The organism is Curtobacterium sp. BH-2-1-1 (genome assembly GCF_001806325.1).
Lineage (GTDB): Bacteria > Actinomycetota > Actinomycetes > Actinomycetales > Microbacteriaceae > Curtobacterium.
Map to the genome: position 1 here is coordinate 1765170 of NZ_CP017580.1, position 21313 is coordinate 1786482.

Consider the following 21313-nt stretch of genomic DNA (forward strand, 5'->3'; position numbering starts at 1 on the left):
GGATAGTTCGACGCGCGCAGCGCTGCGCTTCAGGGGTTTACTCGCCGTTGCCCCTCACGAACCCATCGACAAGGCCGTGTGCCGCATGAGAGTTTGTCGCTCCTGCGATTAGAGTCCAGATATGGCAGGAACTGAAAGCACCACCGACCCGCGCAAGGTGTTCGTGATCCACGGCCGCAACGACTCAGCGCGGCGTGGGCTGTTTGATTTCCTTCGAGCAGTTGGCCTTGACCCGATCGAATGGGCCGAAGCGCTCGCGTTGACGGGTAGCGCGTCTCCCTACATTGGCGACGTTCTCGACCATGCGTTCGGGGTCGCTCAAGCGGTCGTCGTGTTGCAAACACCCGACGATGTAGCACATCTCCACGAGTCGCTGGCGGAACGCGCTGATGATCCTGAGACCCAACCGCAGATGCAACCGCGGCCGAACGTACTGTTCGAAGCCGGCATGGCCATGGGGCGGAGCCCGGAACGAACGGTGCTTGTCGAACTCGGGCACGTCAAGTCCTTCAGTGATGTGCACGGACGGCACTCAGTTCGTCTGAACAACACGGTGGGTAAACGTCAGGATCTCGCCAACCGTCTGCTCACCGCGGGCTGTGCGGTTAAACTGAGCGGGACCGATTGGCACGAGGCCGGCGACCTCACTCCGCCGGCCTCGCCGGGGAATGGCCTTCCCCTGGGTAAGAAGCTTCCCTCCAGCGCGACCAATGGAGAACCGAGGCTGTCGGCGACCCTCCGCGTCCGCGGTGGCAACAAGCTAAGCGACATCATCGTCACCAACCACGGTCCGGGTGACGTCCACGACCTCAACGTGCAGCCCGAAGACGAGGGGCAGCACTTTCACCACGAAGACGGAGTCTTGCCCGTACCTCGGTTGCCCGCTGGCAAGTCGGTGGTTGCGTTGCAGAGGATGCCGCCGGCCCTGACCGACTCGCACGCGCCGTACTTCACGCTTCGGATCATCGGCAAGACTGCCGATGGCACCCCCATCGAGCAAGACGAGTTCGTGAGCGAGAGCTGACATGGAGATCCCGTTCTCGTTGCCGCTAGACGGCGACGGTTTCCTCCGGCGGGCTTGCCCAAACTGCTCGGGCGAGTTCGCTTGGCATTCGGGTCCCGCCAACGCCGAAGCTGAGAACCAGCCATCCGCATCGCAGTACTACTGCCCATACTGCGGCGCGCCGGCTGACGTGGACGACTGGATGACAGAGGAGCAGAAGGAGCACATCCAGGCCATCGGCATGAACGCTGCGATGAACGAAGTGAACGAGCAATTCGATGACCTGTTCCGGCCGATGAACAGCAAGTTCCTCAAACTCACCAGAACCGGATCATTCGACGTGCCAGACGCGCCGCTGCCGCTGACGGAGCGCGATGATTCGGAGGTTTCGACCGTCGTGTCCTCCCCCTGCCACTCCTGGGAACCGGTGAAGGTGCACAACACCGCTGCACCGCTCCACTGTCTCATTTGTGGCGCCGCGTACAGCCTCTAAGGAGGCCGACTCTCGCGCAGCGGGCTCAGGACTGAGCCGGGAATCCTTTAACAGCACCATCGCGGCACCGGCGAGGGCCTGGGCGCTGCACGCGTCGCTACGGAAGGACAGCAGTGAACATCGCATTCGCCGCACTGATCGTCTCTGCGCTGAGCTTGCTCACCGGAGCCGCCGCCCTCGGCTGGCAGATCTCAAGCTGGCACTACGACGGTCGACGTGTGAGGGTCCGACTCCTCCATGGTGGAATCGGCACTGCTACAGCCGTGGTCGGCAAAGTCGGCCGCGACGGCCGCCCGAAGGACCTTTCAAGCGCCATCGACCAAGGGCTTGTGGCGCGCGAAGTGATTGGCATAGCTGTCACCAACGTGGGTCGTGCACCTGTCCGGATCGATCGCTACAGCCTCCACCCAGTGGGAGGGCCAGTGTCCCTCACGCCACACGGAGACGCGGTCGGGCCAGAGCTGCCCTTCCGGTTGCCGCCTGGAGAGACAGAGACCTGGTATGCCTACGCCGACGACGCCCGCCGGCTGACGCACTCCGCTCACAGCATCGGGCACATCACATCACGACGCTTCTACATGTCAGTCGAACTCGGCACAGGGGACACGAAGAGAACGAAACGCGAAGTTCGCATCTGATCAGGGCAAAGAAGATTCGACACGTACCCTGAGAAACGCAGCGGCCAACTCACATGAGAAAGGCCGCTCCGCCGTGACCGCTTTCGACAGCCCCCATGAGAAGGAGCATGTCGCCGCGCACACGACTTGTCTCCTTCGCACACAACTCGTCGCCGTCCCGCGCGGGCTACAGTCGCCCCGGTCTTTCCGCACAATCCCGAGACCTGGCAGCTCGCGCGACGCGTCCGTATGACGCGCCTTCACTGCGAAGGATCGCGGACCACGTATTTGAGACGAAGGCTGCCGGCAGCTAGCGCGTGTAGGACGACCTCAGATGCAGTGGCCTCGGCCGCGGCAACGGGCTCAGCGCAGCCGAGTCCGGCAGCCGATCGGCTATCGGCCGCGCTGCTCGTCGCTTCGTCGTCGCCACTCTCCGCCGGCGTAGGCGAGCGTGTAGAGCCCGGCGATGGTGAGTGGCGAGATCGCCAGGAAGACCAACATCGAGTCGACGAGGAACAACAGCAGCGCAGCGACACCGAGAAGAACGACACCCACGAGGACCAGCGTCCACAGCGGCAGCCGTCGGCCAAGCCGCTCGCGCTTCGTCATGATGCCGAAGCTACCCGTGAGACCACCCCTCAGGCGTCCCGTTGAGCGATCGGCTGTCCGTGCTGCTCCTTCTCGATGTGACGGGCCGATAGCGTGACGAGATGGCAACCGGCGTGAAGTACGACTCGCTCTGGAAGGAAGCGCACCGGTCCTTCAACAGGGGCACCCTCCGCGTGGGCCACGCGCCTGTCGACGGCGACGCACGCTGGGGTCTCAGCCTCGTCCTGCTTCCCCCGGCGCACATCGCAGACGCCGTGAGCGCGGCCGCCGCTGGAATTGGCAGCCTCTACGCCGGCACGCACCACATCTACAACGCCGCCGACCTGCACCTGACGGTCACGAGCCTGGAGCCATACCGCGACAAGGTCGCGCAGACGACAATCGAGCACTACGTCGATGCGGTCGAGCGTGCCCGGGATTTGCTGGAGGTCAACGTTCGGCTGGTTGGGCTCGGTGGCTCGCCTTCCGGCGTCTTCGTTCAGGGCTCCGACGACGAGACGCTGCTTCCGATCCGGCGACAGATGCGTCAGGCAGCGGCGGACCTACACGACGGCGTCGCGCCGCCAATGGCGTTCGTTCGAGACACCGCACACATCTCCATCAGCGTCCACCGCGAAGCAGTCCCCGAACCTTGGGCGGCCGAATACGTGCAGCGGCACAGGCGCACTGGGTTCGGCGACATCATGGAAGCCACGGTCGCGCTCGCGCGATATCGGGCAACAGAGCACTCGATGAGCGTCGAAGTCCTTCACACCGTCCGGTAGCCGATCGGGTATCGGACGCGCTGTCCTGTTGCTACGGCTGCCGGCATGCGAGACAGTCGCGTCATGTTTGGGCCTGAACGAACCGAGTACGACTTCTCGGTGTGGAACTGGCTTTACGGCCCGAAGGTTGAGCGTTTCCCCGGGAAGCGATCGCGCGGCTCGAGTCCGAAGGTCTCGTCGAGATGGCCGCGAACCGGTACACCCGCGTCGCCAGCCTCTCCGGCGCGGCGCACGACCAGGCGGCCATGCTCCTTGCCGCGCTGCACGCGTGGGCGATCGAGCATGCCGGCGACGCGGCCTCCGATGCGCGGAAGACCGCCGCCGCCGCTGCGGGCAAGGTCACCGCGGGCGTCGACGCGCACGATGTCGATGCGTACCGGAGCCTTCAGGATGCTGTCGCGGTGCTCATCGTCGGGTTCGACAACCCGCTCTACTCGGCGACTGAGGTGGCGGTGCGCGGTCGGGTGAAGTTCCATGCCGCTGCTGCTGACGCGAACATCGACTGGGACGCGGCGGCTGCAACGGTAGGTGCCCTCGCCAAGATCTGATCGACGCCGGTGTGATCATCGGGTACTCGGTCAGCGTCGGTTCTGAAGCCCTCGGCTACGCCGTGCGGTTGCCGCTCGTCCTCGGCAGTGGGGGTCAGCACCGTGCTGTTCGGGCCCTCGAGGAAGCTGGCTGCGGCGACAGCGGTGAACGTCGACGGCGCCACGCTGGTCGACCTGGGCCGTTCCGACGCCTGGCATCTCGATTCCCGGGTACCTGCAGCGCAGCAAGCAGGTCCGCAAGTGTACGCACGCAACGACCTCGATCGTGGGCACCTCACCCCGCAGCCCTGACCGTTAGCGGATCCGCTACCGGTCAGGGTCGAAGGCGAGAACGTGGGTACCCGACTGCGGCGCTCACCAGGATGACCAGGGCGCAGCCGAGAGTGATCCACCCGAACACGCCAGGGGTGTTGCTCGCGAGGAGCACGACTGAGACTGCCCCGAACACGAGTCCGAGCAACAGGAACACCAGCCATAGCGCATTCGGTCGGCTCATACCAGCAACCTAGCTGTCGCCCGTCGTGAAGGTTCGTCCGTCGCGGAACGCGTCCGATAGCCGGTTGGCTACCGATCGCCGACCCGGTCGTCGGTGGTAGTTCCGGTGGAGGATCGGCTACCGGACGGTTCGAGTGGTAGCCCACTCGCGATCGAGCATGGCGTACTGGTAGCCATCGACCCAGCCCAGGTCGGCGTGCCAGGAGTCCTCGACGCTGTGCTGCTCACGTCGCATGCCGTTCTTCTCGAGGACGCGGGCTGAGGCGATGTTGTCGGCGTTGCAAGTCGCTGTGACGCGTCGGAGCCGGAGCACGTCGAACGCTGCGGTCAGGAGACCGCGGACCAAGTCCGTTCCGAGTCCGCGTCCTGCGAGGTCGGGTTGCAGCATGTATCCGATGACCCCTTGTGTGCCTTGGGGCATCCCTGGTTGCCCCAAGCCGTCGACGACGTCGAGGAACCCCAAGCCGGCGACCCGGCCGTCCAAGTCAGCGATGCACGAGTAGTCGGTGTCGCTGTCGGGGATGCTCGCCCACTCTTGGGCGTAGACGTCCGGGTCGACGGAGGTGCGGAGCATGAACCGATTGACAACCGGGTTGTTCCGAAGCGCGACGAGCGTGTCTGCGTCCTCGGGCCGAGGGTCGCGGAGGAGGAGGCCGGCGCTCCGAGCGGGCCAAGGAGAGCTGTTCACGCTGTCATCCTCCCAGGAGCCCGGATCGGCGGCCGATCGGCTACCGGACAGCAGAAGAGACCCGCGGCACTTCCTGGGTACTGCGGGTCGCTCTGGCTGGATCAGCCCCGATCTCGTGCCATTCCTGCCTCGGTGTTGCGTGTGCCGACAGCGACGCCGTGCGGGGAGGCAGCTTCGATGCGGTCGAGGTCGCTCGTGGTGAGCACCACGTCAGCAGCGGCGACGTTCTCCTCGACTCGTGACGCTTTGGTCGTGCCCGGGATCGGGACGGTGCCGACTTGGATCAGCCACGCCAGCGCGAGCTGCGCGGTCGTCACACCCTTCTCGTCAGCGATGACCTTCAGCGCCTCGACGACGCGCAGATTCGCGTCGATGGCTTCGTCGGAGAACCTGGGGAGGTGCCGCCGCGCATCTCCTTCGGGGAGGTCGTCCTTCCGAGTGACGGTGCCCGAGAGGAACCCACGTCCGAGCGGCGAGAACGGCACGAACCCGATCCCGAGCTCCGCGGCGGTGTCGAGGACACCATTGTGTTCGGTGTCGCGCTCGAACAGGCTGTACTCGGACTGGATCGCAGTGATCGGGAATGTCGCGTGTGCACGGCGCAGGGTCTCGGATGAGGTCTCGGAGACGCCGATGTAGCGGGCCTTACCAGCGGTGACCGCTTCAGCCATCGCGCCGACCGTGTCCTCGATCGGCACGTTCGGGTCGGCTCGGTGCAGGTACCAGAGGTCGACATGGTCGGTGCCGAGGTGACGGAGGGACCTGTCGATCGCTCGACGCGCATGTTCTGGGGACCCGTCGAGTCCGATCGGGGTGCCGTCGTCGGTGAAGTTGGTGGCGAACTTCGATGCGACGACCACACGGTCCCGATCCCCGCCGAGCACGCGTCCGAGGAGCTTCTCGTTCTCGAACGGCCCGTACGCCTCCGCGGTGTCGAACAGGGTGACCCCGAGGTCGAGGGCCCGTCGGATGGTGTCCACGGAGCCCGCTTCGGTCGCGCCGCCGTAGTAGGCACTCATACCCATGCACCCGAGGCCGAGCGCGGACGTGACGAGGCCCTGGGAGCCGAGAGGGATCTGCTGCATGCGTGTTCTCCGTTCGTCGCCGGGAGCACCCGGACGCCGTCGACCCTCCACCCTGGTGTGCACACCATGTCAAGTGGAAGACTCGGCCTCATGCTGCTTCCCGAGGTCCACGTCAACGAGCCGGTCACGATCAGCGCCGCCGCGGACCTACTCGGCATCACGGTCGACACGATCCGGTACTACGAGAAGGAAGGGATCGCACCGGCAGCGGAGCGCGGTCCGGATGGGTGGCGGCGGTACGACACGGCGGCGCTGAGCTGGCTGGCCGGGACGGTGATGCTCCGCGGCACCGGGATGAGCATGCAGGAGATGCGCGAGTACGCGGCCGCGTACCGGGCCGGCGCTGACGACGTCGCACGGCTCGCGCTCCTCGAGCAGCACCACGAGGCCGTCCTCGCCCGGCAAGCCGAGGTGTGGCGACACCTCGCGGCACTGGAACGGAAGATCGCGGCATACCGCGAAACCATCGCCGTGAGCGACACCCACTCGACAATGTGACCCCTCGCCCGGACACGACAGACGACAGTCGATGCCCCGTCTCGATGGACGATCGGCTATGGAGACGGATCCGATAGCGGCCGCCACGCGCTCAACACGAGGTGTACTGCCTGTCGCGCTTCGTCAGGAACAAGCCGTTCCTCGTCGAGTGACGTTGCGGCGATCCAGCTCGGGTCGTACTCGTTATCTGCCGACGCACGGCGCAGCTCAGGCCCTCCGAGCGACACCTCCGTGGAGGTCACTCGCACCGCAAAGTATGCGGCGGGCACGTCGCGGTCCACGGGAACGTCGAGCAGATCGCCCACGTCGCCTTCGAGCCCGGTCTCTTCGAGGAGTTCACGGAAGCAGGCCTCGCGCAGGTTCTCGCCCTCTTCGACGCCGCCTCCGGGGAGCACGCAGTAGCTCCGACCGTCCTTGCGTCTCTTGATCACCAGCACCTGCTCATCGAGCACGACGACTGCGGCTGACCGAATACGCATGATCTCAGTTCACCATCCACCGCCTCGATCCGGCAGGCGTCACGACGTCCGATCGGCCTCCGGGCGCTGGTAGCGTCCAGAGATGGCGCAAGCGATCGGGGGTTCGGCTCGCTCGAAGGTCCGCGAGCTGCTCGCGATCCCGGCGCCGGAGTCGATCCACCCGACGGCGGTCCGCCGTTCGCTGCTCCACCGCGAGGGGTCGATCTGGAGCGAGGGCATTGAGCTCGACACCCTCGACGGTGACACGATCCCGTGCCTCCTCCTCACGCCGGATGATCCCGCCGGCGTGGACGTCATCGCCGTTCACCAACACGCGGGGGCGTTCACGGTCGGCAAGAGCGAGCCGGCGGGGCTGACGGGCGACCCGGCACTCGCCTACGGTGCAGCGCTCGCGAGTGCCGGAGCGCGGGTGATCCTGCCGGACCTCGTCGGGTTCGAGGCGCGACGACGCGACTGGACCGACGACCCCGCCGCGGACGAACGGCTCGACGCATGGTTCCGGGTGTCGAACGGCAGCAGCCTGCAGGCGAAGCACACGCGCGACATCGCAACGGTGACGAGCTGGATGCAGGACACGGGTGCGGTCGGCACCGACCTCGGGATCATCGGGCACTCGCTCGGCGGTCAGGTCGCGCTGTTCTCCCTCGCTGTCGACCCCCGCCTGACGCGGGGCGTCGTGAGCTGCGGCATCGGGACGCTGGCCTCGTTCGAGTCGGAACGCATTCGCCACAATCCCGCGTGGTTCGTTCCGGGGCTCACCGGGGCCGGCGACGTTCCGCTGGTCGCCTCAGCCGTCGATCAGCCCGTCTTCGTCGCCGCCGGACGTGACGATCGCCTCTTCCCGCTCCACGGCGTGCATCAGGTCCTCGAAGCGTTCCGCCCAGGCATCCTGACCACCGAGGTGTTCAACGGCGGACACGCGATGCCGGCGCTCGTCTTGGACGCGGCCGTCCGGCACCTGCTCGGAGAGCGGGTCGACGACTGACCTGCTCACACCGTCCGGCCGCTGATCGACCGGCCCTCCGTCACGCCCCGATCTGCACGGCCCCGATCGCGGACAGCACGAACGCCACGATCGCCGCGCTCGACCGGACCACGTCGATCCGCTCCCACCGCACCACGACCCGCTTCCAGTCCGCCGGCGGGTCGAGCGGATCCCAGTCGTTGACCCTGATGTTGATCGGGACCGTACCGAGGAACGACGCGAGGACGAACACCCCGAGCGCCACTGCGGCTGCCACTCGCCACCCGAGCCCGTCGCCCGCGCCGGCGACGACCAGGACCGCGACCGTGGCGAGCACCGCCGGCACCATCAGCATCGGTACGACGACCTTGAGCGACTTGACGAGCGCGATACGCGTGCGGAGGTGCGCATCGTCCGGCAGGGAGGCCATCGCCGGTTGGACGCCCCATCGCACGATGAACTCCTCGCCGGCGAGGAGACCGACGAGGACGAGCTGCACGACCAGGACCACGTTCACGGACCACAGCCTCGTCCGAGCCACTCACACCACGCTGACGTGGCGCTCACACAGGTTCGACAGAACCGTCATCGGTGCCTGGGAGCCGCGACGGCGCGCATTCGACCAGGAAACGGAACAGGAGCGGCCCCGCTGCCTGCGGGGTCGCTCCTGTTGACCGTGGCTCTTACGACTGCGCGACGCAGACCTGCTTGACGCTCGTGACGTGGCCCGTCGAAGCGCCGATCTGGAACGTGTACGTGTGGTACCCGGAGTTGTAGCTGTACGAACCGCTCTTCGTGACCACGCGGATCAGGTTCGTTCCGGCCGAATTGCGGTCTGGTGAACCGAAGATGTGGACTTCACCCGTGCTCGTCCAGTTCAACTGGGCGGCCTTGTTCCCGCACCCGATGGTCAGGAGTGACCCGATCTTCTCGGCGTGTGCCGGACCTCCGGTGAACAGGGTGGCGGTGACGAAGGCCACGGCGACCAGCAGGAGAACGCCGAATCGCTTTCGACCGGTAAAGGTCGACGTCGTTTCTCGGGAGATTTGGCTGGTGATGTTCATGTTGCCTCATTCACTTCCGCTCGGGGATTCCCCGAAATGCCTTCGGGATCCCGTTCGGACGCTAACACCGGCAAGATGCGGTCGACAGTCCGCTGTTCTGTGGACTGCAATTCCTGGAGCATTGCGTATAGGGTCTCCGCCACAGCCGCAGCAACGTTCCTCGGGCACGATGGAGCGGCACCGCTGACGATCGGGGGGACCGTGCAACAACGCTGTGACCAGTGCCGAAGACCCATCCAGGGTGAGCCGGTCCGGACGGCCACACGGACGCTGTGCGACGGGTGCGGGACGACCTTCCTCGGGCTGGCTGCCGGAACGATGGCCGGCAACGGCGACGTCGGGCAGTCGATCGCGACGGCCGGCTGGTTCGAGCGACTGCGCCGCCGGAAGCGGGACTGACCACCGCGACCGAGGTCAGCGGACCGCTGCGAGCACCGCCGCCTCCTCGGCCGCCCCGAGCCCCGCCCGCCGCGGCCGCTCCACCCCACGCGCCCGCTCGTCGTCGAGCACCCCAGCGAGGGTCTCCGTCAGCGGACGACTCCGACCCCCGGCATCGTGGAACGCCCGCGCAGACCGGTGCATCAGCGCCGCATCGGAGTGCGGAAGCCACAGCGGCAGCGACCTCGGCCCCGCCCAGTACCGCACGTCGTGGGCGAGTAGCACGTCGTCCTCGACCTCGACGAGCTCGCCGTCGAACCTCGTGGCTTCGACGGCCAGGCGGAAGAAGTCCCGCATCGGCACGACCTCGCCGACGGCGTTCACGACCCCGGAGTGACCCGTCCGCCAAGCACGTCCGACCCACGCGGCCAGGTCCGCGACGTCGATGACCTGCACGGAGCGCCCTTCCGACGTGGGGACCAGCACCGGCCCGGGTCGGCTGACCCGGGCGGGCCAGTACCCGAACCGGTCGCTCGGGTCGCCCGGGCCGACGATGAGGCCGGGTCGTGCGACGAGGAGCCGCGATCCGAGTCGGTCCGCGCTGCTCCGCTCGGCGGCGACCTTGGCGTCCGCGTACTGCGTCAGGTCGACGGGTTCGACGACCTCGGCGGTCTCGTCCGCGCCCGGTTCGTCGTTCCGGGCGTAGACCGAGGTGGTCGAGACGAGCGTCCAGTGCGCGGCGGAGTCCGCGAGCGCGTCGAGCGCGGGACGGACGAGGTCCGGATCGGACGAGAGTTCGACCACCTCGTCCCACGCGCCACGCACGGGTTCGTAGGCACCGTCCGCACGACGATCGGTGCGGACGAGTCGGGCGCCGTGCGGGACGTCACCCGTCGCACCGCGTGCGAGGCAGGTGACCTCGACGCCGTCCTCGAGGAGGTCCCGGACGATCGCACGTCCGAGCCATCCGGTCCCACCCAGCACCAGTGCCCGCATGGACCCATTCAACCGTGGTCGACACCGAGCGTCCGGCTCGTCCACCCGGCCAGCGCGGCGGTCGCCGTCCTCGAGATCGTGGCGTCGGGCAGCATGCTCGTGAAGCCGTGGAAGGCTCCCGGCCACACGTGCAGCTCGGCGTCGACGCCCGCCGCCCAGAGTCCGCTCGCGAAGGCCACGGTCTCGTCGCGGAAGACCTCCGCGCTGCCGCAGTCGATGTAGGTGCGCGGGAGTCCGGCGAGGTCCGTCGCCCGCGCGGGAGCGGCGTACACGGACACGTCGTCGGTGGCGCGTCGGCTGCCGAGGTAGGCGTCCCAGCCGAACCGGGTCAGCTGGCGGTCGGCGACGCCGACACCGTCGATCTGCACGGTGGAGACGGTCTCGTCGCGGTCGTCGAGCATCGGCGACACGAGGATCTGGGCCAGCAGCGACGGCCCGCGACGGTCCCGGGCGAGCAGGGCCGTGCCCGCTGCGAGGCCGCCGCCGGCGCTCTGCCCGGCGATGACGATGCGGTCCGGGTCGATGCCGAGCTCCTCGGCGTGCTCGGACACCCACACGAGCCCGGCGTAGCAGTCCTCGACCGGGAACGGGTCCGGGTACTCGGGCGCGAGGCGGTAGTCCACGCTGATGAGCACGACGTCGTGGACCAGCAGCCAGTCGTCGTAGGAGTCGAGGTTCCCGAGGTGGTGGCCGAACACCATGCCGCCCCCGTGGATCGTGTAGACGCCCGTGGTCGTGCCGGTGCGACCGATGCGCTGGATCACCGCGAGGTCGATCGGGTCGCCGCCGTGACCGGGCACGGTGATGCGTCGACGCTCGTACCCGCGGGCGTGCAGCCGTGCATCGAGTTCGGCCTCGGTGACGTCGAGCTGCCGCATGTGCGGCAACACCTCGGGCGTGATGGTGACGGGGCCGCGCGCTGCGAGGGCGTCGAGGAACGGCACGAGTTCGGGGTCGAACGGCGGGCGGGTGATGACTTCGGACACGGGTGCACTCCTTCGATGAAGAAGTGGCGACCCCCGTGAGCCGCGTGTGAGTACCCGGCAGCCGATGGGGCGCGGGCCTTTTCCCTCTGCGCCCGACGATAGCGCATCCCCGACGGGTGCCCACCCACGCCGATCAGGTCGGTCGGTGCTGCTCCGCGTACCGACGCGCACGACCGATCCGCCGTACCGAGAGCGGGATCGCCCAGGCGAGCACGACGACCATCGCGACCAGGAAGACCACGGGCAGCAGCCCCAGGTCGCCACGGACCGCGGACGACACGAACTGGAACGCGATGGCGACGTACAGCAGGCCCGTGAACACCAACTGGAACTGCAGGGCGAGCGGCACGATCCGGGCGTACCGGACCGCTCCGGCGCGGTCGGCCTCGCCGAGCGGGAGCTCCTTGCCTCGCAGCACCACCTTCGCGTACCGCTGCAGGCGGCCGATGTCCCGCCCGCCACTGTCGCGGAGCGCACGGTTCAGCGGGAGCGCCACGACGATCGCGGCCATCGCCGTCGCGGTGAAGGTCAGCTGGCCGCCGAGCAGGACGACCTGGAGGAGCGCGCCGCCTCGGTCCGAGAAGGCCGCCAGGATCGTGACCCCGATCGTGCAGACCACCGCGGCGATGACGAAGGTCGTCGCGATCGAGCGCACCCCGCGCCGCACCAGCCCGGTGCCGGGGATGTCGTCGCCCTGGTCGGTGATGGGCGGCTCCGAACGCCGGAAGAGTGCTCCGAGCGGGCGGGCGACGGCGAGGAGCACCCCGGCCCCGACGACGAGCAGCACCGGCACCCAGAGGGGCGCCTGCGCCGACAGAGCCGTCAGCACGAAGACCACGGCGGCCACGACGTCGACGGCGGCGACGACCGCCGAGACCCGGAACAGGGAGCGCTGGCTCTCGGGGGACGAGCGGTGGTCGTAGTAGGCGGCGAAGGCCCCGACGAGGACCGGTCCCATGACGACGAGCGGCGTGCAGACGGCCGCGGCGACGAGCCACCCGTGCGCCGCGCTCCCGAGCTCGAGCGCCACGAGCAGCCCGCCGCCGAGGGACAGCGCCGTCGCGACGACGATCGTGGCGATGTACAGCAGGACCCGGATCACACCGTCGCCTCGGTCCCCCGGATCCGCCCGACGACGACGTCGACGATCCCCGCGAGCAACGCCGCCGCGACGAACCCGAGCGCCACGCCCAGTCCGAGCGGCAACCCCTGCGCGTAGTCGCCCTTCGAGCTCGCGAGCGCCGAGTAGAAGATGCTGCCGACGGCGGCGATCCCGATCGCGGACCCGACGCGCGCACCGACCTGGATGAGCCCGCCGGCCGAGCCGCCCTGCTCCACCGGCACCTCGGACAGCGTGAGCGTCTGGTTCGGCGAGATCGTCAGTCCGGAGCCGACACCGGCGACGAGGAGCGGTACGACGAGCCACCATCCGAGGTCGGACCGGTAGTGGTTCGCGACGACCCAGATGACCCCACCGAGGCCGATCAGGACCAGTACGGTCCCGACGACGATGAGCTGTCGGCCGAACCGCGAGACGACGCGACCGCCGATGGTCGACGCGACCCCGGACCCGATCGCGAACGGCACGGACGACAGGCCGGCGAGCAGTGCGGAGTAGCCGAGGCCGGACTGCAGGGCCAGCGTCAGGACGAAGAACAGCGGCGTGAACCCGGCGAAGTACAGCGTCGCGAGGCCGACACCGAGCGAGAACGACCGGCGGCGGAACAGCCCGATGTCGATGACGGGCTCCTTCGACCGCGCGTACCGCCGCTCCCACAGCACGAAGAGTGCGCCGAGCACGACGGCGGCGACCACGAGCCACCACTTCGCCGTGCCCTTCCACTCCTGCGACTGCACGAACGGCAGCAGCAGGGCGACCACCGCGGCGCCGAGCAGGACGATCCCGACCGGGTCGAAGTCGTGCTTCCGGCCGCGTTCCACCCGGCTCGCCGCCGGCAGGTAGCGGAAGGCCAGGAGGATCGTGACGAGTCCCACGGGCAGGTTCACGAAGAAGACGAACCGCCAGCCGTTCTCGGTGCCGAAGGCCGTGATGAGCAGACCACCGACGAGGGGGCCGATCGCCGTGGCGATGCCGACCGTGGCGCCGAACAGCCCGAAGGCGGTGCCGCGCTCCTTCCCGCGGAACAGCTGCTGGATGAGCGCCGTCACCTGGGGCGTGAGCAGACCACCGGCGAGGCCCTGCACCAGCCGCGCGACGACCAGGACGATCCCGTTCGGGGCGAAGCCGCAGAGCGCGCTCGCGAGGGTGAACAGGCCGACCCCGATGACGAACATGCGCCGGCGGCCGGAGGCGTCGCCCAGTCGACCGCCGGGGACGAGCAGGAGCCCGAACGACAGTGCGTAGCCGGACAGGATCCACTGCACGGCCTCCGGGGTGGCCCCGGGGAGTCCGGACGAGATCGACTGCAGCGCGACGTTGACGATCGACACGTCGAGCAGGACGATGCCGCCGCCGAGCAGGCAGATGACGAGGGCCTTCCACCGGTTCGGGTCCGGCTGGTCACCGGATCCGGCGTCGGAGTGCTCGGATCGCTCGGGGGGCGCGGCGGTGGCCGCGTGGTGCGCATCGTGGTGCGCGACGGTGGGAGCCGCGTCGGGCTCGGCGGGGAGTCGGTGTTCGGGTGCCATGACGCTCTCACGCTAGGCCGCAGCGGAGGCGCTGGTCCGGCGAGCACGGATCTTGTCCACACCTTCAGGAGGCGCGGTGCGGGTCCGGTACGCCGGCTGGCAGCATGGCCTGGTGACGACCGTCCCGGACCCGGCCCTCGTCCCCGAGCTCCTCGTCACCGACGTGGACGCGAGCATCGCCTTCTGGTCCGGCCTGTGCGGGTTCACCGTGGCCTACGCGCGTCCCGAGGAGCGGTTCGCCTACCTGACGCTCGGGTCGGCGCACGTCATGCTCGAGCAGGCCGGGGTCGGTCGGAACTGGCTCACCGGGCCGCTCGATCGACCACTCGGCCGCGGGATCAACCTGCAGATCGGTGTCCCGGACGCGGACGTCGTCGCGGCGTCGCTCCGTGCCGGCGGTGTGGAGCTCTTCATGCCGGCGGAGACGCGCTGGTACCGCGTGGGCGACGAGGAAGCCGGGGTGCGGCAGTTCCTGGTGACCGATCCCGACGGGTACCTGCTGCGCTTCCAGTCGTCCACGGGGCGTCGACCGGTCGCGCCGTAGCGCGACTCACGCGTCGTCGCGCAGCGACCGCACCATGCTCCGCAGTGCTCGGAGCGCCGCGCCCTGCTCGTCGGCCGACATCCCGCTGAGCATCCGGACCTCGACGCCGCGGACGGCTGCCGAGGCCTCGGCGAGCCGCTCCCGCCCGAGCGGGGTGAGCTGGACCGGCAGCGCCTTGCCCACCGGGGCTTCCGATGCGCGCGACACCGAGCCGTCGCGTTCGAGCGCCTGCAGCAGGACGTTCATCGACTGCCGCGTCACGAACGCCCCGCGCGCGAGGTCGGAGTTCGACGACCCCGGGCGCTGCGCGAGCAGCTCGAGGCACGAGTAGTGCGTGACGGTCATGCCGAGCGGGCGCAGGACCGACTCCATCGCGGTGCGGAGCGCGCTCGCGGCCTCCTTGAGCAGGTACCCGAGGGACGTGTCCAGGTCGATGCCGTGTCCGTCTTGACGCATGTCAGTAGTCTGACATAGGTTCGTCCGTGTCAGATAACTGACACCAACGAAGGAGACCCCATGCCCGTCACCGGCCCCGACTTCATCTCGCTGCAGACCCGCGACCTCGATGCATCCCAGGCGTTCTACGAGCAGTACCTCGGCCTCGTCCGGTCGCAGGCGGGTCCGCCGCACGCGGTGGTCTTCGAGACCACGCCGATCGCGTTCGCCCTGCGCGACCTCGTGCCCGGCACCGACCTCGACGCCGTGGCACAGCCGGGCATCGGCGCGGCGATCTGGCTGCACGCGACCGACGTCCAGGCGATCCACGACGCGTTGGTCGCCGACGGCCACCGGATCGTCTCGGCGCCGATCGACGGGCCGTTCGGTCGGACGTTCACCTTCGCCGACCCGGACGGGTACCAGGTGACGCTGCACGACCGCGCCTGACGCCCTGGCACGGGCGGACCGGACGGTCTACGGTGTCGCCATGAGCGACGACGCCGGGGACGAGCAGCTGTGGCGATCGATCGTCGGGCGGCCGGCGCTCTGGATGGCCGTGGCGTGGACCGCCCTGGGCGTGGTGTGGCTCGTGTTCGCCGCGGTCGAGGGCGGCGACGACGCGTGGCGGTGGATCATCGGTGCGGTCTGGATCGCACTCGGCGTCGGCCGGATCGCCGTCGCGGTCTGGGACCGGCGGCACCACCGTGGGCGGTACGCCGGGCGCTGACCGGCGGCGCGGCTCGTGTCAGTCGTCGTCGGGGGTGGTCCGGCGACGGGCGACCAGCAGGACGGCGACGAGCGCGGCGGCGACCACGACCGCGATCCCGCCGAGGACCCACGGCGTCGCCCCGGGCCCGGACGATCCGGTCGCGGCGCTGGTCGCACCGGCACCGGCACCGGCATCGGCTGTGGCGCTCGGCGTCGGGGTGCCCGCGCTCGGGCTCTGCGACGGTCCCGTCGCCGTCGCCGTCGGGGTCGGGGCCGGTGCTCCGGTCGACGTGAACCGGTAGCTCCCCGAGATCGGGTGTCCGTCCACCGAGACGCTCCGCCAGGTCACCGTGTACGAGCCGGCAGCCGTGAGGTCGGCGGCCGTGCGCAGCGTGCTGCCGTCGACGTCGACACTCCCCGCGCCGACCTCGGCGCCGTCCGGGCCGGTCACGCTGACGACGATCCCGGACTCGAGCCCGGCCAGCGGCGGCTCGGAGAACGTGAGTGTGACCTGGTCGAGGTCACCCCCGACCGTCGTGTCCGCAGCGGGTGCGGTCGAGGCGAGGACGTCGTGGGCGGACGCGGGGGCAGCCGTGACGAGGACGAACGCCAGGGCGACGGCCGACGCGGCGGTGGCGAGCGGGGCACGGAAGGGCACGGTCCATTGTCGCCGATCCTGACCGGACGCACAGGACGTCGGCCCGGACGACGGACCCCGCGACGGCTCAGTCCATCGCGTCGTCGTAGACCCCGATCAGCCGGTCGAGGAAGGTCTGCACCGTCGCACGCTCCGCGGGGTCCAGGTCGTCGACGATGCCCTCGATGCCCTCGATGAGCGGCAGCACGAGGTCGTACGCACGGTCCGAAGACTGCTCTGCCGCCGTGACGACGAGCTTGCGTCCGTCGCTCGGGTGCCGTTCCCGTCGGACGTGCCCGGCGCCCTCGAGCCGGTTCAGGACGAGCGTCATCGCGGCGGTCGAGATCTCGAGCCGACGGGCGAGCTCGGTCGGGGTGGCCGGCCCGGTCGCGATGAGGTGGTCCATCGCCTCGAGTCCCGCCGCGTCGACCGACAGTGCCGCGGCGAGGTGCCGCTCGAAGCGCTGCTGCCGGACACTGACCTGCTGCACGCGGGACCGGATGTCGTCGTCGGGGAGCGATCGCCCGTCGCGTCGCGCCGTCGCCCGGTCGTGGCGGTCCTGCCGGTCGTCGGGGCGGTCGGTCGCTGGGTGCTGGTCGTCGTTCGGCACGTCCACCATGGTAGTCGTGTACATTGCCAATCTCATTGGTAATCAACGACGTGGGGGACCATGACCGATCACACCCGCGGACGCGTGCTCATCTCCGGCGCGAGCATCGCCGGCCCGGCGCTCGCCCACTGGCTCCACCGCTTCTCGTTCGAGACGGTCGTCGTCGAGCGGGCGCCGTCCCTCCGCACCGGCGGGCAGAACGTCGACGTGCGCGGAGCCGGGCGTGAGGTCGCGCGCCGGATGGGCATCGAGGACGACATCCGCGCTGCCACGACGGGCGAGGTCGGCACCCGGTTCATCGGTCCGAGCGGCCGGACGATCGCGGCGTTCCCGGCGGGGACCTCGGACTCCGGCGGGGCCACCGCCGAGCTCGAGGTCCTGCGCGGTGACCTCGCGCGGCTCCTCGTCGACGGGACGTCCGACGCCACCGAGTACCGCTACGGCGACCGGATCACCCGCATCGACCAGGACGACGACGGCGTGACCGTGGGGTTCGAGCACGGCCCGGACGACCGGTTCGACCTGGTGGTCGCGGCGGACGGCATCGGATCGAGCACCCGTCGGCTGGTGTTCGGCGACGAGCCGGAGATCCGGTCGCTCGGGCTCGAGACGACGTACGGCACGATCCCCCGGACCGCGGCGGACGACGACTGGTGGCGCTGGTACAACGCACCGGGTGGCCGGTCGATCACCCTCCGCCCCGACCAGCACGGGACCATCCGCGCGGCGATGTCGGTCGTGACGGACCGGAAGCGGGAGCGAGCCGGCTCCGAGCGCGGCGACCTCGATGCGGTGCGCCGCCGCCTGCACGCGGTGTTCGGCGACGCCGGGTGGGAGGCCGAGCGGGTCCTCGCGGGGTTCGACCACTCCGAGGACCTCTACTCCGAGGCGATCGGACAGGTCCACGCCCCGCGCTGGTCGGACGGCCGGGTGGTGCTCCTCGGGGACGCCGCGTACTGCGCCTCGCCGGTGAGCGGCATGGGCACGAGCCTCTCGCTCACCGGTGCCTACGTCCTCGCCGGGGAGCTCGCCGCCCACGTCCACCACCGTGACGCCCTGCGCGCGTACGAGCGCATCATGCGCCCGTACGTCGCGAAGGCGCAGCAGCTGCCGCCGGGCACGCCGCGGATCGCGAACCCGAGGTCCCGGCTCGGGATCGCGGCCTTCGGCGCCGCCGTCCGCGTGGCGTCGCTGCCCCTCGTCGGGCGCCTCGGCGCCCGCTTCGCCACCCCACCGGCCGAGGCGATCGACCTGCCGGACCACGCGCACCTCGAGTGAGCCGGTGGCGGACGGGAGGCGCGGTGCGGGCCCGCCACGCGCCTCCCGTCCGTCCCGTCCTCCCGTCCCGCAGCGATGTGCGCTACGGTCCGGTCATGATCGTCTGGATCAACGGGACGCACGGCGTCGGCAAGACGACCACCAGCAGGCTGGTGCAGCCGCTCCTGCCGGACGCTCGCGTGCTCGATCCGGAGAAGGTCGGCGAGACCCTCATGGACGTCCGGCCCCCGCTGCCCGAGTCCGGCGACTTCCAGCACTGGGACCCCTGGCGACCGCTCGTCGTCGAGACCGCCCGGCAGGTCCTGGCCTTCGCGGGCGGCACGCTCGTGATGCCGCAGACGGTCCTCGTCGAGCGGTACTGGCGGGAGATCGCGGACGGGTTCGCGGCGCACGGGATCCCGGTCCGGCACTTCGTGCTGCACGCGGAAGAGGAGACCCTGCGGGACCGGATCCAGAACGACGCCGTGGTGGGGCCGTCCACGTTCCGGTCCAGCCGCGTCGAGCCGTACGCCGAGGCGGCACGCACCTGGCTGCACGCCGCGGCCGAGGTCGTCGACACGACGGAGACCCCGCCCGAGCAGGTGGCACGGAACATCGCCGACGCGGTGCTGCAGGTCGCACGGTGAGCGCCTTCGTGCAGCGGTCGCAGTGGTCGGTCGTGACGTCGGAACCGGCGGACGCGGCGGAGCTCGTCACGCGGATCCCCGACGTCCGACGGGCCACGGTCGAGGGTGCGCCCTCGGGGTTCTCGTTCGAGGAACGGCGCCGTGGCTCCGAGCTGCTCTCCCTCGTGTCGATGGCGAGCACCGGCGTCGTCGAGGGAACGGTCGAGGCCGAGTCCGCGATGGTCCTGTTCTGGCTGAAGTCCGGCAGCGGTGCGGTCGACGGCGACGGGGTGCCCACCGGCCGTCCGGTCCTGTTCCGCCACGACCCGCAGCAGGTCCGGTGGGACGGGTTCCAGCTCGACCTCATCCGCATCGACCGGACCACGGTGGAGCAGGTCGCTGCCGAACGCGGCGCCTGGCAGCCGGGGCCGATCGAGTTCCAGCCGCACCACATCCCCGAGGGGCCGACGCTCGCCGCCTGGTGGTTGATGGTGCGCGCGGTGGCGGCCGACGTGCTGCGCGGTCCGGAGGAGGTCACCGAGGAGCACGAGCGCGAACTGACCCGCTTCGCGGCGGGCGGCCTGCTCACGGCGGTCCCGCACTGGCCGGTCGGGCAGGACCAGCCCCGCACGGCAGCGGCGGCACGGTTCGCCCGGGCCGAGGCGTACCTGCTCGAGCACGCGACCGAGCAGATCACCGTCGAGGACGTCGCGGCGGCTGCGGGCCTGAGCATCCGCGGGCTGCAGGACGCGTTCCGGCGCCACCACGGCATCACGCCGACGACCTACCTCCGGCGCATCCGACTGCTGCTCGCCCGTGAGGGCCTGGAGTCCGGGGACGACCGGAGCGTCGGGGACGTGGCGCGGGACTCGGGCTTCGCGCACCTCGGACGGTTCGCCGGCAGCTACCGCGACGAGTTCGGGGTGCTGCCCCGGGAGACCTGGCAGGCCGCGCGCCGCCGCTGAACGGCGCGGCCCGCTGATCACGCCGCCAGCGGCTGGTCCCGCAGCGCCGGGCAGTGCTCCGGCGTCGGGTGCTCGGTGATCGCGATGACCTCGTCGAGCCGGTCCCGAGCGGCCTCGAGCTCGGCGAGCTGCGCCGTGATCCGGTCCCGCTCGGCGACGAGGAGCGCGAACGACTCCGGCGTCGCCACCCCCGCGTCCACGCAGGGCAGCAGCTGCACGATCGTGCGGCTCGGCAGCCCGGCGGCGAAGAGCTGCTGGATGAGCTGGACCCGCTCGACGGCGGGCACGGCGTAGGAGCGCTGGCCGCTCGCCGTCCGTCCGGCCGGCAGCAAGCCCTGCTCCTCGTAGTACCGGAGCGACCGCACGCTCACGCCGGTCGCCGCAGCGAGGTCTCCGATGCGCACGATCTCCTCCTTGCACCTGACATCGATGTGAGGTCTTAGCGTAGCCGAGCCGCTGCGGGAGGTGCCCGTTCGGCAGGAGGAACACCATGGACATCGCTGGATCGGTCGCACTCGTCACGGGCTCGAACCGGGGCATCGGACGACGGTTCGTGCAGCAGCTGCTCGAGCGCGGCGCCGCCAAGGTCTACGCCACGGCCCGGCGCCCCGAACTGGTCGACATCGAGGGGGTCGAGGTGCTCCCGCTCGACATCACCGACCAGGCGTCCGTCGCGGCGGCAGCGGCTGCGGCGTCCGACGTGACCCTGCTCGTCAACAACGCCGGGATCACCACACAGGGCTCGCTGCTCACGGACGACCTGACCGACGTGCGGCGGGAGATGGACACGCACTTCTGGGGCAACCTCGGGATGGTCCGGTCGTTCGCGCCGGTGATCGAACGCAACGGCGGGGGCGCGATCGTGAACGTCCTGTCGGCGCTGTCCTGGTTCGCGTACCCGGGCTCGGGCGGGTACGCCGCCGCCAAGGCCGCGGAGTGGAACATGACGAACGCCGTCCGCCTCGAGCTGACCGGCCGGGGCATCAGCGTCCAGGGGCTGCACCTCGGAGCCGCCGACACCGACATGATGGCCGGGTACGAGGGGCCGAAGGTCGACCCGGCCGAGGTCGCCCGGCTCTCCCTCGACGGTGTGGAGCGGGGCGCGGCGGAGGTCGTCGTGGACGACTGGAGCGCCGGGGTCAAGGCGTCGCTCGCCGAGGCGCCCGAGCGGTTCTACGCGCAGTTCGCGTGATGCGGCCAGCGTGACCAAGA

General features: G+C 69.9%; 28 protein-coding genes and 1 pseudogene. 15 read left to right on the top strand and 14 right to left on the bottom strand.

Translation table 11 applies throughout. From position 1 onward, the window contains the following. Positions 1–121: 121 nt before the first annotated feature. The 3 genes from BJK06_RS08310 to BJK06_RS18555 all read left to right on the top strand — a co-directional run bounded on the left by BJK06_RS08310 (position 122) and on the right by BJK06_RS18555 (position 2134). Positions 122–1024: a TIR domain-containing protein gene (locus BJK06_RS08310; RefSeq protein WP_070417501.1), complete on the top strand. Its 903-nt coding sequence runs from the start codon at positions 122–124 to the stop codon at positions 1022–1024. 1 nt (position 1025) lies between these two features. After that, entirely contained in the window at positions 1026–1496 is a 471-nt protein-coding gene (locus tag BJK06_RS08315) for a hypothetical protein (protein ID WP_070417502.1), read from the top strand. 113 nt (positions 1497–1609) lie between these two features. Next, on the top strand, positions 1610–2134 hold the full coding sequence (locus tag BJK06_RS18555; RefSeq protein ID WP_156794808.1) for a phosphoribosylamine--glycine ligase: 525 nt from the start codon (positions 1610–1612) through the stop codon (positions 2132–2134). Between the two features lie 372 nt (positions 2135–2506). Here the strand turns inward: BJK06_RS18555 and BJK06_RS08320 are convergent, their stop codons facing one another. Further along, a complete protein-coding gene (locus BJK06_RS08320) occupies positions 2507–2722 on the bottom strand; it encodes a hypothetical protein (protein WP_070417503.1) in 216 nt (71 codons plus the stop codon). A gap of 101 nt (positions 2723–2823) precedes the next feature. Between BJK06_RS08320 and BJK06_RS08325 the strand changes: the two genes are divergently transcribed. The 3 genes and pseudogenes from BJK06_RS08325 to BJK06_RS18210 all read left to right on the top strand — a co-directional run. Then, a complete protein-coding gene (locus BJK06_RS08325; protein ID WP_070417504.1) occupies positions 2824–3486 on the top strand; it encodes a hypothetical protein in 663 nt (220 codons plus the stop codon). A gap of 182 nt (positions 3487–3668) precedes the next feature. Continuing rightward, the gene (locus BJK06_RS08330; protein WP_070417505.1) at positions 3669–4034 is read left to right on the top strand and encodes a hypothetical protein; all 366 of its coding nucleotides are present in this window, start codon (positions 3669–3671) and stop codon (positions 4032–4034) included. A gap of 87 nt (positions 4035–4121) precedes the next feature. Then, positions 4122–4310, top strand: a pseudogene (locus BJK06_RS18210) (DNA/RNA non-specific endonuclease); the annotation flags it as partial. A gap of 337 nt (positions 4311–4647) precedes the next feature. On the opposite strand, the gene BJK06_RS08335 reads toward BJK06_RS18210, so the two are convergent. Both BJK06_RS08335 and BJK06_RS08340 read right to left on the bottom strand, forming a co-directional pair. Continuing rightward, positions 4648–5217 (bottom strand): GNAT family N-acetyltransferase, encoded by a 570-nt coding sequence (locus BJK06_RS08335; RefSeq protein ID WP_070417506.1) that lies wholly within the window; start codon positions 5215–5217, stop codon positions 4648–4650. A gap of 101 nt (positions 5218–5318) precedes the next feature. Then, positions 5319–6302, bottom strand: a complete 984-nt coding sequence (locus tag BJK06_RS08340) for an aldo/keto reductase (protein ID WP_070417507.1) — start codon at positions 6300–6302, stop codon at positions 5319–5321. Between the two features lie 90 nt (positions 6303–6392). Between BJK06_RS08340 and BJK06_RS08345 the strand changes: the two genes are divergently transcribed. Beyond that, on the top strand, positions 6393–6800 hold the full coding sequence (locus BJK06_RS08345) for a MerR family transcriptional regulator (protein ID WP_070417508.1): 408 nt from the start codon (positions 6393–6395) through the stop codon (positions 6798–6800). Between the two features lie 56 nt (positions 6801–6856). Here the strand turns inward: BJK06_RS08345 and BJK06_RS08350 are convergent, their stop codons facing one another. Further along, positions 6857–7252, bottom strand: a complete 396-nt coding sequence (locus tag BJK06_RS08350) for an NUDIX domain-containing protein (RefSeq protein ID WP_181015165.1) — start codon at positions 7250–7252, stop codon at positions 6857–6859. A gap of 109 nt (positions 7253–7361) precedes the next feature. Here BJK06_RS08350 and BJK06_RS08355 point away from each other — a divergent pair, with 109 nt between their 5' ends. Continuing rightward, entirely contained in the window at positions 7362–8264 is a 903-nt protein-coding gene (locus BJK06_RS08355; protein ID WP_070417510.1) for a S9 family peptidase, read from the top strand. A 40-nt stretch (positions 8265–8304) separates the two neighbouring features. Here BJK06_RS08355 and BJK06_RS08360 read toward each other — a convergent pair whose 3' ends face one another. The 6 genes from BJK06_RS08360 to BJK06_RS08385 form a co-directional block, all read right to left on the bottom strand. After that, positions 8305–8760 carry an anthrone oxygenase family protein gene (locus BJK06_RS08360; protein ID WP_070417511.1) on the bottom strand — a complete coding sequence of 152 codons (456 nt, stop codon included), beginning with the start codon at positions 8758–8760 and terminating at the stop codon, positions 8305–8307. 166 nt (positions 8761–8926) lie between these two features. Then, the gene (locus BJK06_RS08365) at positions 8927–9307 is read right to left on the bottom strand and encodes a hypothetical protein (RefSeq protein WP_156794810.1); all 381 of its coding nucleotides are present in this window, start codon (positions 9305–9307) and stop codon (positions 8927–8929) included. 414 nt (positions 9308–9721) lie between these two features. Continuing rightward, positions 9722–10681, bottom strand: a complete 960-nt coding sequence (locus BJK06_RS08370) for an NAD-dependent epimerase/dehydratase family protein (RefSeq protein ID WP_070417513.1) — start codon at positions 10679–10681, stop codon at positions 9722–9724. A gap of 8 nt (positions 10682–10689) precedes the next feature. Further along, positions 10690–11667, bottom strand: coding sequence for an alpha/beta hydrolase (locus tag BJK06_RS08375; protein WP_070417514.1), 978 nt, complete (start codon positions 11665–11667; stop codon positions 10690–10692). A gap of 133 nt (positions 11668–11800) precedes the next feature. Next, positions 11801–12769, bottom strand: a complete 969-nt coding sequence (locus tag BJK06_RS08380; protein WP_070417515.1) for a hypothetical protein — start codon at positions 12767–12769, stop codon at positions 11801–11803. Then, a complete protein-coding gene (locus tag BJK06_RS08385; RefSeq protein ID WP_156794811.1) occupies positions 12766–14316 on the bottom strand; it encodes an MFS transporter in 1551 nt (516 codons plus the stop codon). Before BJK06_RS08385 ends, BJK06_RS08380 begins: the two co-directional genes overlap by 4 nt. A gap of 112 nt (positions 14317–14428) precedes the next feature. On the opposite strand from BJK06_RS08385, the gene BJK06_RS08390 reads away from it, so the two are divergent. After that, positions 14429–14860, top strand: coding sequence for a VOC family protein (locus BJK06_RS08390; RefSeq protein ID WP_070419323.1), 432 nt, complete (start codon positions 14429–14431; stop codon positions 14858–14860). Between the two features lie 6 nt (positions 14861–14866). Here the strand turns inward: BJK06_RS08390 and BJK06_RS08395 are convergent, their stop codons facing one another. Beyond that, on the bottom strand, positions 14867–15316 hold the full coding sequence (locus tag BJK06_RS08395) for a MarR family winged helix-turn-helix transcriptional regulator (protein WP_070417516.1): 450 nt from the start codon (positions 15314–15316) through the stop codon (positions 14867–14869). A 60-nt stretch (positions 15317–15376) separates the two neighbouring features. Here BJK06_RS08395 and BJK06_RS08400 point away from each other — a divergent pair, with 60 nt between their 5' ends. Both BJK06_RS08400 and BJK06_RS08405 read left to right on the top strand, forming a co-directional pair. Continuing rightward, the gene (locus tag BJK06_RS08400) at positions 15377–15745 is read left to right on the top strand and encodes a VOC family protein (RefSeq protein WP_070417517.1); all 369 of its coding nucleotides are present in this window, start codon (positions 15377–15379) and stop codon (positions 15743–15745) included. 40 nt (positions 15746–15785) lie between these two features. After that, positions 15786–16025: a hypothetical protein gene (locus tag BJK06_RS08405; protein WP_070417518.1), complete on the top strand. Its 240-nt coding sequence runs from the start codon at positions 15786–15788 to the stop codon at positions 16023–16025. An 18-nt stretch (positions 16026–16043) separates the two neighbouring features. Here BJK06_RS08405 and BJK06_RS08410 read toward each other — a convergent pair whose 3' ends face one another. Beyond that, a complete protein-coding gene (locus tag BJK06_RS08410; RefSeq protein ID WP_070417519.1) occupies positions 16044–16664 on the bottom strand; it encodes a copper resistance CopC family protein in 621 nt (206 codons plus the stop codon). Between the two features lie 67 nt (positions 16665–16731). After that, complete coding sequence (locus tag BJK06_RS08415; protein ID WP_229084766.1) at positions 16732–17253, bottom strand: MarR family winged helix-turn-helix transcriptional regulator; 522 nt, start codon at positions 17251–17253, stop codon at positions 16732–16734. Between the two features lie 60 nt (positions 17254–17313). Between BJK06_RS08415 and BJK06_RS08420 the strand changes: the two genes are divergently transcribed. The 3 genes from BJK06_RS08420 to BJK06_RS08430 all read left to right on the top strand — a co-directional run bounded on the left by BJK06_RS08420 (position 17314) and on the right by BJK06_RS08430 (position 20101). Beyond that, complete coding sequence (locus BJK06_RS08420) at positions 17314–18531, top strand: FAD-dependent monooxygenase (protein WP_070417520.1); 1218 nt, start codon at positions 17314–17316, stop codon at positions 18529–18531. 95 nt (positions 18532–18626) lie between these two features. After that, on the top strand, positions 18627–19157 hold the full coding sequence (locus tag BJK06_RS08425; protein WP_070419325.1) for an AAA family ATPase: 531 nt from the start codon (positions 18627–18629) through the stop codon (positions 19155–19157). Next, complete coding sequence (locus tag BJK06_RS08430) at positions 19154–20101, top strand: helix-turn-helix domain-containing protein (RefSeq protein ID WP_070417521.1); 948 nt, start codon at positions 19154–19156, stop codon at positions 20099–20101. Before BJK06_RS08425 ends, BJK06_RS08430 begins: the two co-directional genes overlap by 4 nt. Positions 20102–20118: 17 nt before the next feature. On the opposite strand, the gene BJK06_RS08435 is transcribed toward BJK06_RS08430, so the two are convergent. Beyond that, positions 20119–20505 (bottom strand): MerR family transcriptional regulator, encoded by a 387-nt coding sequence (locus BJK06_RS08435; RefSeq protein WP_070417522.1) that lies wholly within the window; start codon positions 20503–20505, stop codon positions 20119–20121. An 86-nt stretch (positions 20506–20591) separates the two neighbouring features. Between BJK06_RS08435 and BJK06_RS08440 the strand changes: the two genes are divergently transcribed. Next, positions 20592–21293, top strand: a complete 702-nt coding sequence (locus tag BJK06_RS08440; protein ID WP_070417523.1) for an SDR family oxidoreductase — start codon at positions 20592–20594, stop codon at positions 21291–21293. Positions 21294–21313 lie beyond the last annotated feature (20 nt).